Origin of the sequence: Limnospira sp., assembly GCF_051859755.1 — a bacterium.
Taxonomy (GTDB): Bacteria; Cyanobacteriota; Cyanobacteriia; order Cyanobacteriales; family Microcoleaceae; genus Limnospira; species Limnospira fusiformis.
On record NZ_JBIMLI010000118.1, the window covers coordinates 1 to 16,419 of the forward strand.

Below are 16,419 nucleotides of genomic sequence, written 5' to 3' on the forward strand. Positions count from 1 at the left end.
GCCAGTTAAGGCTATAGCTGGTCAGCTACCTGAAAGGGGGGCACGAAGCCCCTGTGCTTCAGCCGGGGGTGCTGACTGATAGAAACTTCGGGAGTTTTCTCCCCAGACTGCCAAGGACTGGGGGGGATTAATATAGACGTTATATATGCGCCCACATTTTCCCACGCTACTATATTAGCTAAAATCCCCAAAAATGTCAAGGGGAAATATCGAGAAACCCCCCTGATAATGAGGGGGGCGTTGGAGGGATTAACCTTTCAGATAAGCCAACATGGTATCAGCATCAGAGACTTCAAAGGGGTCTGTGGGGCAGTTATCGCCGAAGTCTGGTTCCACAAAGATTTTCTCAATTTTGCCATCGTTAACGACCATAGAATAGCGCCAAGAACGCATCCCAAAACCGAGGTTAGACTTATCAACCAACATCCCCATTTTGCGGGTAAATTCGCCATTACCATCAGGGAGTAAGAAGACTTTTTCAGCGCCTTGTTGTTTACCCCATTGGAACATTACAAAAGCGTCATTAACAGAAACGCAGACAATCTCATCAATTCCTTGACCTTTGATTTCATCGTAGAGTTCCTCATAGCGGGGTAGGTGTGTGGAGGAACAAGTAGGGGTAAAAGCACCAGGTAGGGAAAAGACGACAACTCGCTTACCGCCAAAAATTTCTTGGGTGGTTCTGTCTTGCCAACGGAAGGGGTTAGGGCCACCTACGGACTCGTCACGAACGCGGGTTTTGAATACAACGTCGGGTACTTTTTCGATAACCATAGTTTGTCGATGGAGTTTACTAAAAATGTTCTTAATTCAGAATAATTCTGATTTGTCTATTTGTAAATGAGTATTTATAACTATTTTAAGAATGAGTCTGATTTCAAGTTGACTCTGGACTAGAAACAGATATAATGGGGCATGAGTAGAAAAAACTGAGACCAATAGCGATCTGAGATGGAGAGTGGACTAGAGCAAACAGAAATTGTCAAACGGCTGAAGGGGAAAGGTTTAAAGGTAACTCCTCAGCGTTTTGCGATCTATGCTAATCTGTTGTCTCGTGCTGACCATCCCACGGCGGAACAACTACTGACAGATTTAAATAAGGATTTTCCGGTATCTTCTCAGGCGACGGTTTATACTTCTGTGCAGCTACTAAAGGAAGTGGGGTTAGTGCGGGAAGTGTTGCTGGAGCAGGGGGTAGCCAGGTATGATGGAAATGTCGCGCCACATCACCATTTTCAGTGTCGCCAGTGTAAAGCGATCGCAGATATTGCTTGGGAAAAACTCTCGCAAGTAGATCTGAGCCAATTGGGGTCAGGTTTAGTGGCGGAAAGTTACGAAGTGACAGTGCATGGTTTATGTGAGAATTGCGCCGGAGAAAATGCCCAGAAACCGGATGCAGAATAGCAATTCCGAGGCGAGATCGCCCAAAACAGATGATCGAGGGGGGTCTGATACCAATTGATGGTATAATCAGGGGCAACCGGAGCAAAATAGTAGCCGTGGTGGGCGAACTTTTGTAGAAAAGCTAGACGCTGTGATTGACCAAAAATTGGCTGTTCCAAGGTTGACAACGGCGGCTGAAACAGGAAGCCTGGGCTGTAGGGGGAAGTGGGAAACTCACGCCCACCTAGCGCACCGGGTACGTCACCAAAAGATTGTAATTACTCGCTACTAAAGGTTAATTGAGGCGTGGCCACACCCAACCGCAAACCAATTTTACTAGATTTTGAAAAGCCCCTAGCCGAACTGGAGGCTCGTATTGATCAAATTCGCCAACTGGCGGAGGAAAATGGGGTTGATGTTTCTGATCAAATTCGGCAGTTAGAAAGCAGGGCGACCCAACTGAGACAGGAAATATTTAGTAGCCTGTCACCGTCGCAGCGTCTGCAACTAGCGAGGCATCCACGTCGCCCCAGCACCTTAGATTATATCCAAGCGATGAGTGATGAGTGGATGGAAGTGCATGGCGATCGCCGAGGGTATGATGATCCGGCGTTAGTGGGGGGAGTAGGGCGTTTAGCGAATCAACCGGTAGTAATGCTAGGCCATCAAAAGGGTAGGGACACTAAAGATAATGTGGCTCGTAATTTTGGCATGGCAGCCCCCGGAGGTTACCGGAAGGCGATGCGACTAATGGAACACGCCAACCGCTTTGGTATGCCGATTTTAACCTTTATCGATACTCCCGGAGCCTGGGCTGGGGTAGATGCGGAAAAATTAGGTCAAGGGGAGGCGATCGCCTATAATTTAAGAGAAATGTTTAGCCTAGATGTTCCGATTATTTGCACAGTAATCGGTGAAGGAGGGTCAGGGGGAGCTTTAGGTATAGGAGTAGGGGAACAGCTATTAATGCTCGAGCATTCTGTGTATACAGTAGCCACCCCAGAGGCTTGTGCTGCCATTCTTTGGAAAGATGCAGGCCAAGCGCCCCAAGCCGCTCAGGCTCTCAAAATTACTGCCCCAGATCTCAAAGAATTAGGGATTATCGATCAGATTGTACCAGAACCCGATGGGGGAGCGCACAGCAACCCCCTAAAGGCTGCTGAAAAGCTCAAGCAATGTCTGGTAAGGACTTTGGGTGAATTAATGTCTTTAACCCCAGAGCAGCGCCGAGAAATGCGCTATCAGAAATTCCGCCAGATCGGGGTATTTTCGGAGATAGTTCCGGCATAAGTCAGGGAGGCATTTCAGGTATTTTGGGTCAAAATTTTGCGCGATTGTATTGATAGAGATATAATGTCTGAGTAACAAATTTTAACAATTATCTCACAATCAGCAATTGCAGCAGTTGTTAAATCAGTTAAAACCAAGCAAACCTCATCCAAACCGTAAATGAGTTCACCCCCAGAACGACGAGCGCTAATCACAGGGGCCAGTAGTGGCTAGGGCAATTTCCTTGCCCTAGCCTTTGCAGATATTGGCATTCATGTCGCGTTAGTGAGTCGATCGCTAGAAGCATTGGAAGCGGTAGCTGAGTCGGCCAGAAAAGCGGGAGTAGAAGCGAAAGCCTACGCCTTAGACTTATCGAAAACCGACCAAGTTCACGCGCAAATTGACACGATTTCCGCCGCCTTTGGCCCCTTCAATATTCTAGTGAATAATGCAGGCATGGGCTATACAGAATCCTTGGCGAATACCCCCTTAGAAGACTGGCAAAAGATTATAGATTTAAATTTGACCAGTGTTTTTGAATGTATTAAAGGCGTATTACCAGGAATGCGAGAAAAAGGTGGGGGAACCATAGTCAATATTGTTTCCATTGGTGGTAAGCAAGTTTTCCCAAATTGGGGCGCTTATTGTGTGAGCAAATTCGGATTAATGGCGCTATCAAAAGCCCTAGCGATCGAAGAGCGCCCCTATGGAATCAGAGTAACGGCATTATGTCCTGGGTCCGTAAATACTGGTTTATGGGATACAGAGACTGTGGACGCTGATTTCGATCGCAGTTTGATGTTAAGCCCGTCAACTGTTGCCCAATCAGTTGTACACACAGTGCAACTGCCGCCAGAAGCTACCATTGACGAACTGATTTTAATGCCAAATATCGGTACGTTCTAAATGTGTAATTCTGTTATCTGTTAACCATTTCACTTTGTTCTGAATTGTTTTCAATTTATTATGACCATCGCATCCTCAAACAGTTTGAATTCTGCCGATACATCTAATCCTAATGGCATGAAAAATGTGGATAACCAGAGTCGCATTGCCACCCGTCCGGATCGGAGTTCTTCTTGGCACGCCAGCCCTCAAACCCTGGGCAGGAGGGAAGTTACTCAGGAAGAAATGATGGGTGCTGTAGAAACAATTTTGTTAGGGGTAGGGGAAGACCCAGAACGGGAAGGACTGCTAAAAACCCCGAAAAGAGTCGCCGACGCGATGCGATTTCTGACTAACGGCTACAGTCAATCCCTGGAAGAACTGGTAAATGATGCCATCTTTGACGAAGGACATGAAGAGATGGTTTTAGTCAGGGATATTAATTTCTTTAGCTTGTGTGAACATCATATGCTACCCTTCATGGGTAAAGCCCATGTGGCTTATATTCCCAACCAAAAGGTAATTGGATTAAGCAAACTGGCTCGTGTGGTAGAGATGTATTCCCGTCGCCTTCAGGTGCAGGAACGTCTGACCCGACAAGTAGCCGAAGCTATCCAAAGCGTCCTAGAACCCCAAGGGGTAGCGGTGGTGATGGAAGCAAGCCATATGTGTATGGCAATGAGAGGGGTGCAGAAACCAGGTTCTTGGACAGTTACCAGTGCCATGATTGGTGTCTTCCAAGATGATCAGAAGACCAGGGAAGAATTTTTGAATCTCATCCGTCACCAACCTTCCTTTTAACTGATTTAATACCCCAGCCTGACCTCAAGTAGGGGAGGGTTCACGAGTAACGGGGGTGGAAATAGAGTCGCGCGTAGGAAAGGAACCCGCCCTCAGAGTCTGTCTGGGAATGGGGGGCGGTTTTCACAGACAAACCTCCCGAATCCAGAACAATAATGGTAGGGGCGCGCCTCCGCGGTCAATTCTCGGACCTCACCAGGATATTAATAAACCCGCCCTCCGGGTTCCGCGGTCAATTATCGGACCTCACCAGGATATTAATAAACCCGCCCCGCTCGGCGTATTCCTCACTATAAGAGGCTCGAATCGGCTAAACAGAGGTAATACGCCGTGGGAGAAGCCCGCACCATAGTCTGGCATGGGTGGCGGGTGTACGTCACTTAATAGAATCACCCCCGATGGTGCATAGTTTGGCAGCTTTCTAGCTAGGATAACCCAATGACTCAACCCATTAAATTTGGTACTGATGGCTGGCGAGGCGTAATTGCTGATGATTTCACCTTTGAGCGAGTTAGGTTGGTGGCTCCGTTGGCCGCAATGGTGCTACAACAAACGTTTCCCGACACCGGCAATAAAACTATAATTGTTGGTTACGATCGCCGTTTTTTGGCGGAAGAGTTTGCTGGGGCAGCGGCCGCAGCCATTCAACAGGCGGGGTTTGATGTTAAACTTAGCAGCAGCTATGCACCAACTCCCGCTTTTAGTCTGGCAGCCTATCAACAGCAGGCTTTAGGGGCGATCGTGATTACCGCCAGCCATAATCCCGGTAAATATTTGGGACTCAAGGTGAAGGGCGGATTTGGTGGTTCAGTGAATCCTGATGTCACCCAAAAGATTGAAAGCCTTTTAGATAAGCCTCTTCCAGATGCCGAGATTCCTGGTAGTTTGGAATCCTTCGACCCTTGGCCGGGATATTGTGAAACTTTGAGATCCAAAGTCAATATGGCTGCTATTCATGAGGCGATCGCTTCTGGAAAGTTGACCGTGTTTGCTGATGTGATGCACGGTGCGGCAGCCGGAGGACTGGGGCGACTGATTGGCGATGGTGTACAGGAAATTAATAGCGATCGCGACCCGCTGTTTGGCGGCGGCGCACCGGAACCTTTACCCCGCTATTTGTCTGAACTGTTCCGACAGATTAAAAGCCATACCCCCAAAGCTAATGGAGTCACAGTCGGGCTAGTTTTTGATGGAGATAGCGATCGCATTGCAGCAGTAGACGGCCAGGGAAATTTCCTCAGTTCTCAGGTTCTAATTCCGATTCTGCTAGAACACCTATCAACCAGACGGGGATTTACTGGGGAAGTAATCAAAACCGTGAGTGGTTCTGACCTAATTCCTCGGATAGTAGAAATGTTTAACCTGCCATTGTACGAAACCCCCATTGGCTATAAATATATTGCTGATCGGATGTTATCCAATGCCGTACTAATTGGCGGTGAAGAGTCCGGAGGCATTGGTTATGGCAATCATATCCCCGAACGGGATGCACTCCTGTCAGCCCTTTATGTCCTAGAATCCGTCGTAGAGTCAGGGGAAGACCTGAGCCAAACTTATCACCGTCTACAGCAGCAGGTCAACTTCAGTTCAGCTTACGATCGCATTGATTTACCCTTAGCTAGTATGGATGTGCGTCAGAAGCTAGTCACTGAGTTAGAGAATAACCCTCTGACAGAAATCGCTGGCGTGAAAGTAGTCCATTGTCTGACTGTAGATGGTTACAAGTTCCGATTAGCCGATAATCGTTGGTTACTAATCCGCTTTAGTGGTACCGAACCAGTCTTGCGCCTTTACTGCGAGGCAGATAGTATGGAAACCGTAAAGCAAACCCTAAATTGGGCTAAGGATTGGGCGTTAAGCCATAATGCTTGACCTTGGACCTCATCTAATGATGCCAAGCTAGTTGGAACGTGCGTCAGTAGTTGATGGTTTCGGGTTTCCCGTTAATGACCTCAACCTGACGCACCCTAGTTAGATGCCAAATTGGCGATCGCGCCCCGTTATCTCTAATAACTGCCCAACAGTGCCTAATAGTCTGTCCTCTTGTCAAGTTAAGTGTACGATTGTGCCTTTCCTGTTTTAATGAATGAGTGGACAGTAAGCCTGAGAACAGAGTAAAGAGAAAAACATACATAATAGGGCCAGATTTGCTCTCATGCTTCAGATCGATTCAGAGGTTAATCGCGCTATGGGGAAACAAGACTATCAACCGAAACCCTCCGGTAATGATGACAGTAGACCACCAGAAGAGGTCTTAAATACAATCATTCAAGAGGTGGAGGCTTTCCACCGGAATTTTAGGGATCGGCTATCACAGGATGTCCTACGACTTCAGCAGGATAAAGATCGTCTGATCGCTGATATTGAAAGCCTCCAGCGAAAACATCAGCAGTTGCAATCACAACAATCAGAAACTTTATCCGAACGGGACCTAGCCAAACAACGGGTGTGGCTCAAGCAACTGGCGCAAATTTTAGCTAATAATTTGCAACGGGAACTGATTGCGCGTATTAATCAAATACGGGTTGAATCTGATCAACCTTTGCTGTCAGCGGAGACTGCTCCTATGCTGTCTGGGAGTTCAGAGGCTGCTGATTTAGCTCCCCAGGAGTTAGAAGCAGTTTTAGAAGGCAGTCTTAATCAGACTTTTCACGGTCTACAGCAGGAGTTAAATAGCTATCACAGCGATTTATCTCAGCGGTTGAGCAATATGCAAAGCCTGGAACAGCAGGTTGAGACCTTGCTAGAAACCGTCGTAAATCGGTTGCGACAGCAGTTGAATGCTACCGAAGATTTAACACCAGATTCACCCCGCGTTTTACCGCCAGGCTCCCGTGACAAGCGGGAACTTGAGATTACACATAAACCGCCTCAGACTCCTAGTCCCCCTTCTAGTGTGCAGGTGGGTTTGTTTTTGGCGCTCATGTCCGCCTTGGTACTGTCGCTGTTTAATGTCTGTTTGAGGATTCTTCTCAAAACCCCTGATACTCCCAAAGTCATGTTTGGGCTGTTTGAGATCGATGGGGTGATTACTCCGGGTTTGGGAAATTCTCTACTGATTCTGTTGCTGCGAATGGTCGTGGTAATGCTACTCATGCCCTTTTTGGCAACTTTTCTCTATCCGGCGGTTTGGACTGATATTCGCAGATTTCTGAACTCCGGAGACTCTAAACTTATTGTAACGGTTATCGGTAGCGGTTTCTTCCTGTTTTTGTCTCAGGTTTGTATCTATATTGCGATCGGTGAAATTCCCACAGGGATTGCCATTACCATCTTCTTTGTCTACCCGATTATCACCGTTTTGGCTTCCTGGGGACTTTTTGGCGATCGGCCTACTTTAATTAGAATAGGAGCAATGTTCACCATTTTAATTGGTGGTATTTTATCTCTACCTAACTTTTTTGGAGGAGCCGCAGGTAATACCGAAATTGGAGTTTTAGCAGCCTTGGGGGCGGGAATTGCCTTTGCTGGTTATGTACTACTCACCCAAATTGCTGCCGGAAAATTGCACCCAATTCCATTTAGTTTGGTCAATTTTGCTTCCATTTTTGTCTTTTGTTCTTTAAGTTTGATGTTCTTACCAGATAATCTCGGATTGGAAGTTAACCCCGATTTATGGAATCCCATTATCATCGGTGGGGCGATTTTAGGGGTACTAACCCTATTGAGTTATTTACTTAATAACTTCGCTATTCGTTCCGCCGGGGCTGCACTGGCTTCCATTATCGGCACTTCTGGACCTGCATTAACAGCTTTGCTGGCTTTTCTGATTATTGGTGAGGCTTTGAGCTTAAAGCAAATTTCAGGAATGGGTTTGGTAATTATCGGAGTGGGAAGTATGAGTGTCGAAAGGATGTTAGTTGCTAAACGCAAGGCTTAGTTATGAGTTACGGAACTGTCTTTGGCAGTTCCGATCCTCTATTTTTATTGAGATTTATAGATATCAACTTTTGAGTCCTATTTACACATGAGCAAACAGACCAGTAAGCCCTTTGAGAATTTTTTGAGTAATTCTCGTTTAGTTCGTTATTTGCTCCTGTTTGCTTTTGGTTGGGCGTTTATTCAATTTATTGCTTATTTTCAAACCATCATAATTGTTTTTGTCTTTGCCGCTATTTTTGCCTTTTTGCTCAATTATCCCGTGCAATGGCTACAGAAATATACCAGCCATACTGTCGCCGTTGTAGTCGTGTTTTTAACTAGCTTATTATTGCTCATAGGTTTAGTAGCAACTTTGGGCTTGGCTATAGTTTCCGAGTTGCAACAATTTGTCAGCCAAGCACCAGATTTATTGGATTCTTTTGTCAATCTTGTTGACCAAATAGAAACCTTGCTAAAAAATGCTAATATTCAGGTTGATTTAGATTTTTTACAAGAGGATTTAAAGCAGGAAGTCTCCAATTTATTTAGTTTTGGGACGGCGGCTGTTGGCAAAATTTTATCTGGTTTGGTGGAATTTATTATTATCTTAGTAGTCACATTTTTTATGCTACTTAATGGCGAGGAACTTTGGGCATCTTTTCAAAGTTTTTTCCCATCTAATATCGAGGATTTGACCTTATCTTTGAGAAATAACTTCTTGGGCTTTTTTAGGGGGCGATTAATTTTATCTGTTTTTTTTGGATTCTCTGCTTTTTTTGTCTATTTAATTCTACAAGCGCCCTATCCCCTATTTTTGGCGACTTTAGTGGGAGTTTTTGATTTAATTCCGGGGGTCGGTGCGACCATTGGAATTATTCTGTCAGCCATAATTGTTTTACCAAAGGGAATTTTAATTAGCTTACAAGTGATAGTTTATTGCGTTTTATTACAGCAGATTGAGGAAAATATTTTGATGCCTCGAATTATGCAAAATTCTGTTAATCTCAATCCGGTTATTATCTTTTTTGCTTTATTACTCGGTGCCAGAATAGCCGGATTTTTGGGCTTGTTTTTATCCATTCCTATTGCTGCTGTAATTGTGGGTTTTGTGAACATCAAAAATGCCGGGGTTAAGCAAATACCAGGCAAAAATGAACAGTAATTAATGGCATTAGTCCAAAAATGGTGATTCTGATAATAATTTAGCCGCCTGTTTCATGGTGTCAATTTCGGCATTAACCCAAGAGTGGGAGGTTTGACAATAGTGGGCAATTAGTAATCCCCATAATTGTTGATTTTTAACCACTGGAACCGCTAAATTTGCCTTAACTCTGATGCTTTTCAGAAAATCGCGGTGACAGGAGTCAATGTCAGCTTCATCAATATCTGAAATTGCCGATATTCTCCCTTCTAAATAGAGTCTAGCATATTGATCATTGAAACAATCATCAGCCCCAGTTGAGCCATAAATCGAATAGTCGATATAACGCAGTGATTCAAAGGTAACTTGTCCGCGCCACTGCTTATAAAAGTAGTATAAGACTATCCGATCGCTTTTCAGGTGTTTTCGTAACCCATTCAGGGTTTCCTGAATTAGGCGATCGCGATCTTCCACCTGTTGTAAACGTTCAACAAATTGTTGAAAGCGTGGATCACTGTTAGGATTAGGGTTGCTATTGGTTGAATCACCGAATATATTAGGGAAGTTCATCTCTTGTAATTAAGTTCAGAATACAACCATTGTCTCATTATAACACGGCAATACTAGCCACCAACCAACACAAATTTTAATACAAAAATGGCAGCTAAGACCCACATGGCAATAGTAGTTTCCGACCATTTACCCTGGAGAGTTTTCAGAATTGGATAAGCAATTAATCCAGCCGCCAAACCATCAGCAATAGAGTAGCTAAGAGGCATAATAAATAGGGTTAAAAATGCCGATATAGACTCAGCCGGGTCGTCCCAAGCAATTGACCGGACACTAGCCATCATCAACACTCCTACTATAATTAACGTGGGGGCGGTAGCAAAAGATGGAATCCCCGCCAGTAGGGGTATAAATAGCATCGAAAGTAAAAATAAAACCGCCACGGTAATGGCATTAAATCCACTGCGTCCCCCTTCGGAAATACCTGATGCTGATTCAATATAAGTTGTGACCGTTGAAGTGCCTAAAATTCCCCCTATTGTCGTGCCAACAGCATCCGCAATAAATGCCCTATTTGCCCTGGGAAGTTCGCCTTTTTCGTTGATATATCCGGTTTTCATCCCTAAGCCAGTTAAGGTGCCGACGGTATCGAATAAATCCACAAACAGAAACACAAATATAACCGTTATGAGTTGCCAAAAATTACCCTCTAATATTCCCCCTAAACCGACGAATGCTTGACCTAATAAATCTCCGGGAAATTGTGGTAAACTAATGAAACCTTGCGGCCAGGGGGCAATGCCTAAAATCCACCCTAATAATGCCGTGGCGATAATACCCCATAATAAAGCCCCAGTAATGCGACGGACGACAAAAGCAGCAGTGATTAAAATGCCAATTAGGGTAATTAATACTGTGGGTTGGCTGAGGTCGCCTAGGGTGGTAACGGTAGCTTCGGATGAGATAATTAAACCTGTCTTGGTCAGGGCTATATAGGCGATAAATAGACCTATTCCGGCGGCGGTGGCGTGTTTAATACCGCTGGGAATGGCGGTGACAATTTGGGCGCGAATATTTCCGAAGGTGAGGGCGATAAAAATTAATCCCTCGATGAAAATTGCGCCTAGGGCGACTCGCCAGCTAATTCCTTGGCTGAGGACGACGGAAAAGGCAAAATAAGCGTTTAAACCCATTCCTGGGGCTAGGGCGAAGGGATAGTTAGCATATAGCCCCATAATTAGGGTAGCAATGGCGGCGGATAATGCGGTGGCGATCGCAATTTCTCCGAATAGGTCGCCAGGGGTTTCTAAAAAAATGGCATTGGAAAGAATATCGGGGTTAACCGCCAAAATATAAGCCATAGTCACAAAGGTAGTGACCCCTGAAACTATTTCGGTTCGCAGGTTAGTTTGGAGTGGCTGAAATTGGAAAAATTTAGATATGGCGTTTTCTTGAGATGGTGAATTTTCAGTCATGGAGATTAAAATATATGGCTATATAAGGATTAACTAATGCTGCTTGGTCTGGGCTAGTTATTCAGTAATGGATAGGTATGGTGGCTACATCTAGCATATATATGATGCTTATAGCCAGAAATTTAATAATAATTTAATAATAATTTAGCAATTGCCTGGACTACGGGGACGGGGACAGCATTACCTAGTTGTTTTTTGGCAATACTGGGATTTTGATGTAACACAAACCAATCGGGAAAACCTTGTAATCTTGCTGTATCTCTGGGGGTGATTTCTTTGTATTTTTGGGGATGATAGATAGTCTTTATAAACTCTTGCTTATATCGTTGATGATTCTGACAATTAAAGTATTTAGTTGCTACAAATATTTTGGTTCCGGTCGCGGTGAGAGTGGCGATCGCTTCGGCGTGCGCGAGATAGATTTTGGCGACTCCGTTAATACCAGAAGATATTTTAGAATTCACAAATTCATAACCCCTATTTTCTACATATCTTAAAATTCGTTGGTCGATAAGTTGATTAAGCTCCGATTCTTGTAAATCATTAATTAACTGTTGTAATGCTGCTAAAGGAATGGGATTCCCGTCTTGGGGACCATAGATTTTTTTGCGCCTATTTTTCAGGATTATATCACAGATTTGTTTTTGGCGATCGCTTGTTTCGATTAAATCCCAAGAATGGATAGTTGTTTGTCCATTTCGCACGTCGGAAAACAGAAAAAAATCATTAAGTTCATCATTTTTTTGAAAGCGACCTCGGGCTGGGGGGATATGGTTGCCAAATAAAACCTGGGGCGAAAACTTTTTTTTGATCACTGGTTTTTGAGAGACTCCTTCCACAAAATCAAACAGTTTTGGATGTAGATTTAAAGGTTGGGGAAACTGGAAGTTTTGACCTTGATTAATGTCTCGACGTATTCCTACAATAAAAACGCGATCGCGGTCTTGTGGTAAGCCAAAATCTGAGGCATTAATTACCTGCCATTTTAGATGATAATTGGCGGCGGATAATTCCTCAAGAATACTCTCAAACTGTGGGCGGTGTCTGGGGTCGGTCAAACCTTTAACATTTTCGAGGATAAAAGCTAAGGGTTGATTCATTTTAATCACTCGAATAGTATCTAACCATAACTGACCTCTTGGGTCATCTAACCCCCGAAGTTTTCCCGCAATTGACCACGGTTGACAAGGAACTCCCCCCGTGATTAAATCGACCGTAAAGGGTAATTTATGAAGCGATCGCATATCTCCCAGGTTGGGTTCATCAAGATTAGCATCTCTGATAAAATTTTGTTTATATACTTGTATAGAATTCGCGGCAATTTCCGAATATCCCAAACATTTACCGCCCCAATTTTCTAAAGCAATGCGGAAGCCACCAATACCAGAGAATAGGTCAACAAAGGTAAATTTAGGTTGGCTAATTTCCAGATTAAATAAGTCTGTTTGCATTTATTTATCCCCAGATTCTGAGTTATGATAATCTAAATAATCATATCAAATCAGAGGTATACTATGGAAGTTAAAGCCGCCGTGGCTTGGTCAGCCGGAAAACCCCTCAGCCTAGAAACTGTCCATCTGGAAAGTCCAAAAGCCGGGGAAGTGTTAGTCGAAATTAAAGCTACAGGAATTTGTCATACTGATGCTTATACATTATCTGGTGCTGACCCAGAGGGATTATTTCCAGCCATTTTAGGACATGAAGGCGCGGGAATTGTAGTAGAAGTAGGACCAGATGTCAAAAGTCTTAAACCTGGTGATCATGTCATCCCGTTATATACTCCAGAATGTCGTCAGTGCGAGTATTGTCTTAGCATGAAAACCAACCTTTGTCAAGCTATTAGAGGAACCCAAGGAAAGGGATTAATGCCTGATGGTAGTAGCCGTTTTTCTAAAGATGGCAAAATGATTCATCATTATATGGGAACTTCCACCTTTTCTAACTATACGGTTTTGCCAGAAATTGCCGTGGCAAAAATTCGGGAAGATGCGCCTTTTGAGAAAGTTTGTTATATCGGTTGTGGGGTAACAACGGGTATCGGCGCGGTCATTAATACGGCGAAAGTTGAACCGGGTTCTAGAGTTGTAGTTTTTGGCTTGGGGGGGATTGGCTTAAATGTAATACAAGGGGCGAAAATGGTGGGATCTGATATGATTGTCGGGGTTGATATTAACCCGCAAAAGCGAGAAATTGCCGAAAAATTTGGGATGACTCATTTTGTGAATCCCGCCGAAATTGAGGGTGATTTGGTGGCTTATTTGGTGGATTTAACCAAGGGTGGCGCTGACTATAGTTTTGAGTGTATTGGTAATGTTCAAGTTATGCGTCAGGCTTTAGAATGCTGTCATAAAGGTTGGGGGGTGAGTGTTATTATCGGGGTAGCATCAGCGGGACAGGAAATTAGTACCCGTCCGTTTCAGTTGGTGACAGGAAGGGTTTGGAAAGGGTCGGCTTTTGGTGGCGCAAGGGGTCGGACTGATGTGCCGAAAATTGTTGATTGGTATATGGAGGGTAAGATTAATATTGATGATTTAATTACTCATGTTTTGCCTTTTGAACAGATTAACGAAGGGTTTGATTTGATGCACCGAGGAGAGTCTATTCGCAGTGTGGTAATGTTTTAATACGAGGCTAAATCAATGACAAGTGTGAGATAATCCGAACCCACGCCTCGATCGCATTTCTCTGGTCTATGGGAATGAGTCAACCGCCTCACCCATAGAAAGGCGATCGCCACAACTGATAATCTTCGATTAACTTTACCCTTATATGTTACCCACTGATTTACTCAGCTATCGACAAAATGGAGAAACAATTATCCCTCTGAGATTACCAATTAATCAGGGAAATTTAGCGATCGCCTCCGAAATCATAGAACAATTTACCAACTGCGTCAACCATAGCCAAGGAGAATTAAACCGCCAACTCCAAGACTTAGAAGGAGATAGCCCCAACTATCGCATCAAACGAGGATTAGCCCACTTACTTAGGAGTGGTTTTTGTACTTTTGAAATCATCAGCCCTCTCGACCCCGAAAAATTACGAGAAAGGGTATTTTCCGCAGCCGCTAAATCGATACCTTCTCCCTATTCTACCGCGCAAACTTTAGAGGAATTATCCCTGAAATTAACCGCCGAATTAAAACGGGAAGTTTTCCCCTCCGAAATTCAAGTAGGACTATATGCAGATCTCCAAGAAAACCGGATTCTTACCCAGTTTGATACCCCCACCCCAGAAGCCTTAATTCACCGTTATAACTTGTCACAAGTACAGGGTATATTTTATCGTGCTAGTGAGATAAAAATCAACGCCTACCGTAACGACCCCGGAGAATATAAACTTTTGTTTCGGTACTTAAAATTATTTCAGTTAATGGCTTATATTGAAGGAGACGCAGACCATGGATTTACCATTACAGTAGACGGACCAACCAGCTTATTTAAAGCTAGTACACGCTATGGGTTAGCCTTAGCTAAAATGATACCAGCTTTACTCCATGTCACTAAATGGAGTCTACAGGCGACCCTACAACAGCGAGACCCTTATACTAAAGTAATTAAAACCGGTCGTTACACCCTCAATTCTGACTGTGAATTAGTTAGCCACTATCCCCCAGGCAAAGCCTACGATAGCATGATTGAAGAGTCTTTTGCTAACCGTTGGAGTTCCCTAAAAACCGAGTGGCGACTAGAAAGGGAAGTCGATTTGATTCCCATTCCTGGTAGTGTGATGATTCCCGATTTTCGGTTAGTTCATCCTGATGGTAGAATGTTTCTGTTAGAAATAGTTGGTTATTGGCGATCGGAATATTTAAGAAAGAAATTCTCTCAAGTGCGGCAGTCTGAATGCGACTGTTTAATTTTAGCTATTTCTGAACGTTTAAACCTAGCCAAAGCGGGAGTTAAAATTAGTGAGATTCCCGCGCGTGTAGTTTGGTTTAAGGGTAAATTATCCCCGAAAGCAGTGTTAGAAGTCCTGTAGAGGCGGTTTTATATTTCTGTTTTTATATCATAAAACCGCCTTTAATTATTCCTAATAATCAACCATAAAGGTATTAATATGGCTGGAATTGGTGGGGTTAGATTGAGGTGGCGGTTCTGGATTATTGACAGGAAGATTATTTGGAGGTTTAGGGGAAGGTGGAACTGATAATTCAGTTACATCTTTTTCTAGTTCTCCTAGTTGGTCTTCAATCAATGCGAGTCGTTGTTCGATGATATGGCTCCGACTTTGTAAAACCTCCAATTCTTCAGTTAGGCGATTTTTTTCAACCGCTAGTAGATATGAATTTCGGTAAAGATTAGCCTGAGACTTCTGACGTGGAATGGCACTAAGTTTAGGTTGGATTTGGCGATGATATTTATATCTCATGGGTCTAAAATTTTGAGTGACAGGTAAGGTCGGACGAGAAGTCACCTTCTCGAACTCCTATTCAAAACCGTGCTTGATACTTTCGCATCACACGGCTCCTGATATGGATACCCTTTTTGTCAATAGGAACAGGGTTACGAACCCCTGCTTTCGTACTTCAACTTTTGGAGTTGTATGCACACGTAGTCTTTAAACTCGCTTTCGCCATTAGGCTCCTACTAATTGCAGTATCTATATCCATACCGCGACCTGTGGGCATATCCCAGCCATTACAGATGGGCATTGGCTTCTGGTCGCATCCTTCACCCTCCGAGACTTGCGCTTACACTTATCACTACTGCCTATGAGTAATATTGCTCACTTGTTTATAGGCAGAGTCTTGGAGGGGTTACAACGTTCCGATTATATGGGCATTCCATCGTTAGATTTGTCCTCAGAACCGGGGTACTTTTAAAGGTCTGTGTAGGTAGTCGGACGAACCCCCTACTTTTCCCCTTGCCCTTTTGAGCGCAGCGTGTCAACCTATTTCGCTGCTAGTGTATTACGATGGTTCAAGTCGGACATTCGGTCTTGCTAATCATAGATGGTTGGCAGTGGTCGCGTCTTGGTAGTAGGTTCTACCTCACGCCTTCCGTTCCCCGCTTCAATCCTGGAGTTATGATTTCCAAAACTGGGGGTGGCTATCGCCGTTACTCTCTACTCCCTGATTTCTCAGTTCGTTTA

General features: G+C 44.1%; 13 protein-coding genes and 1 pseudogene. 9 read left to right on the forward strand and 5 right to left on the reverse strand.

What is annotated here, in order from left to right:
- Nucleotides 1–249 precede the first annotated feature (249 nt).
- Nucleotides 250–774, reverse strand: a complete 525-nt coding sequence (locus tag ACTIE0_RS17880; protein ID WP_006625757.1) for a peroxiredoxin — start codon at nucleotides 772–774, stop codon at nucleotides 250–252.
- Between the two features lie 177 nt (nucleotides 775–951).
- Between ACTIE0_RS17880 and ACTIE0_RS17885 the strand changes: the two genes are divergently transcribed.
- The 7 genes and pseudogenes from ACTIE0_RS17885 to ACTIE0_RS17915 all read left to right on the forward strand — a co-directional run bounded on the left by ACTIE0_RS17885 (nucleotide 952) and on the right by ACTIE0_RS17915 (nucleotide 9,361).
- On the forward strand, nucleotides 952–1,404 hold the full coding sequence (locus ACTIE0_RS17885) for a Fur family transcriptional regulator (protein WP_006625756.1): 453 nt from the start codon (nucleotides 952–954) through the stop codon (nucleotides 1,402–1,404).
- 285 nt (nucleotides 1,405–1,689) lie between these two features.
- A complete protein-coding gene (gene accA, locus ACTIE0_RS17890) occupies nucleotides 1,690–2,673 on the forward strand; it encodes an acetyl-CoA carboxylase carboxyl transferase subunit alpha (protein ID WP_006669153.1) in 984 nt (327 codons plus the stop codon).
- A 159-nt stretch (nucleotides 2,674–2,832) separates the two neighbouring features.
- Nucleotides 2,833–3,558 (forward strand): annotated as a pseudogene (locus tag ACTIE0_RS17895) (SDR family oxidoreductase).
- A 60-nt stretch (nucleotides 3,559–3,618) separates the two neighbouring features.
- Nucleotides 3,619–4,338, forward strand: a complete 720-nt coding sequence (gene folE / locus ACTIE0_RS17900; RefSeq protein WP_006669155.1) for a GTP cyclohydrolase I FolE — start codon at nucleotides 3,619–3,621, stop codon at nucleotides 4,336–4,338.
- Between the two features lie 438 nt (nucleotides 4,339–4,776).
- The gene (locus tag ACTIE0_RS17905) at nucleotides 4,777–6,210 is read left to right on the forward strand and encodes a phosphoglucomutase/phosphomannomutase family protein (RefSeq protein ID WP_006625750.1); all 1,434 of its coding nucleotides are present in this window, start codon (nucleotides 4,777–4,779) and stop codon (nucleotides 6,208–6,210) included.
- Between the two features lie 283 nt (nucleotides 6,211–6,493).
- The gene (locus tag ACTIE0_RS17910) at nucleotides 6,494–8,218 is read left to right on the forward strand and encodes a DMT family transporter (RefSeq protein ID WP_006625748.1); all 1,725 of its coding nucleotides are present in this window, start codon (nucleotides 6,494–6,496) and stop codon (nucleotides 8,216–8,218) included.
- Between the two features lie 87 nt (nucleotides 8,219–8,305).
- Nucleotides 8,306–9,361, forward strand: a complete 1,056-nt coding sequence (locus tag ACTIE0_RS17915) for an AI-2E family transporter (RefSeq protein ID WP_006625747.1) — start codon at nucleotides 8,306–8,308, stop codon at nucleotides 9,359–9,361.
- 9 nt (nucleotides 9,362–9,370) lie between these two features.
- Here ACTIE0_RS17915 and ACTIE0_RS17920 read toward each other — a convergent pair whose 3' ends face one another.
- The 3 genes from ACTIE0_RS17920 to ACTIE0_RS17930 all read right to left on the reverse strand — a co-directional run bounded on the left by ACTIE0_RS17920 (nucleotide 9,371) and on the right by ACTIE0_RS17930 (nucleotide 12,776).
- Nucleotides 9,371–9,910: a GAF domain-containing protein gene (locus ACTIE0_RS17920; protein ID WP_006669157.1), complete on the reverse strand. Its 540-nt coding sequence runs from the start codon at nucleotides 9,908–9,910 to the stop codon at nucleotides 9,371–9,373.
- A 53-nt stretch (nucleotides 9,911–9,963) separates the two neighbouring features.
- Complete coding sequence (locus tag ACTIE0_RS17925) at nucleotides 9,964–11,325, reverse strand: NCS2 family permease (protein WP_006669158.1); 1,362 nt, start codon at nucleotides 11,323–11,325, stop codon at nucleotides 9,964–9,966.
- 122 nt (nucleotides 11,326–11,447) lie between these two features.
- Complete coding sequence (locus ACTIE0_RS17930) at nucleotides 11,448–12,776, reverse strand: DNA cytosine methyltransferase (RefSeq protein WP_006625744.1); 1,329 nt, start codon at nucleotides 12,774–12,776, stop codon at nucleotides 11,448–11,450.
- A 63-nt stretch (nucleotides 12,777–12,839) separates the two neighbouring features.
- Here ACTIE0_RS17930 and ACTIE0_RS17935 point away from each other — a divergent pair, with 63 nt between their 5' ends.
- A complete protein-coding gene (locus ACTIE0_RS17935) occupies nucleotides 12,840–13,949 on the forward strand; it encodes an S-(hydroxymethyl)glutathione dehydrogenase/class III alcohol dehydrogenase (protein ID WP_006625743.1) in 1,110 nt (369 codons plus the stop codon).
- A 145-nt stretch (nucleotides 13,950–14,094) separates the two neighbouring features.
- Entirely contained in the window at nucleotides 14,095–15,306 is a 1,212-nt protein-coding gene (locus ACTIE0_RS17940) for a DUF790 family protein (RefSeq protein WP_439516946.1), read from the forward strand.
- Nucleotides 15,307–15,357: 51 nt separating this feature from the next.
- On the opposite strand, the gene ACTIE0_RS17945 is transcribed toward ACTIE0_RS17940, so the two are convergent.
- Nucleotides 15,358–15,741, reverse strand: a complete 384-nt coding sequence (locus ACTIE0_RS17945; RefSeq protein ID WP_006625740.1) for a hypothetical protein — start codon at nucleotides 15,739–15,741, stop codon at nucleotides 15,358–15,360.
- Between the last annotated feature and the right edge of the window lie 678 nt (nucleotides 15,742–16,419).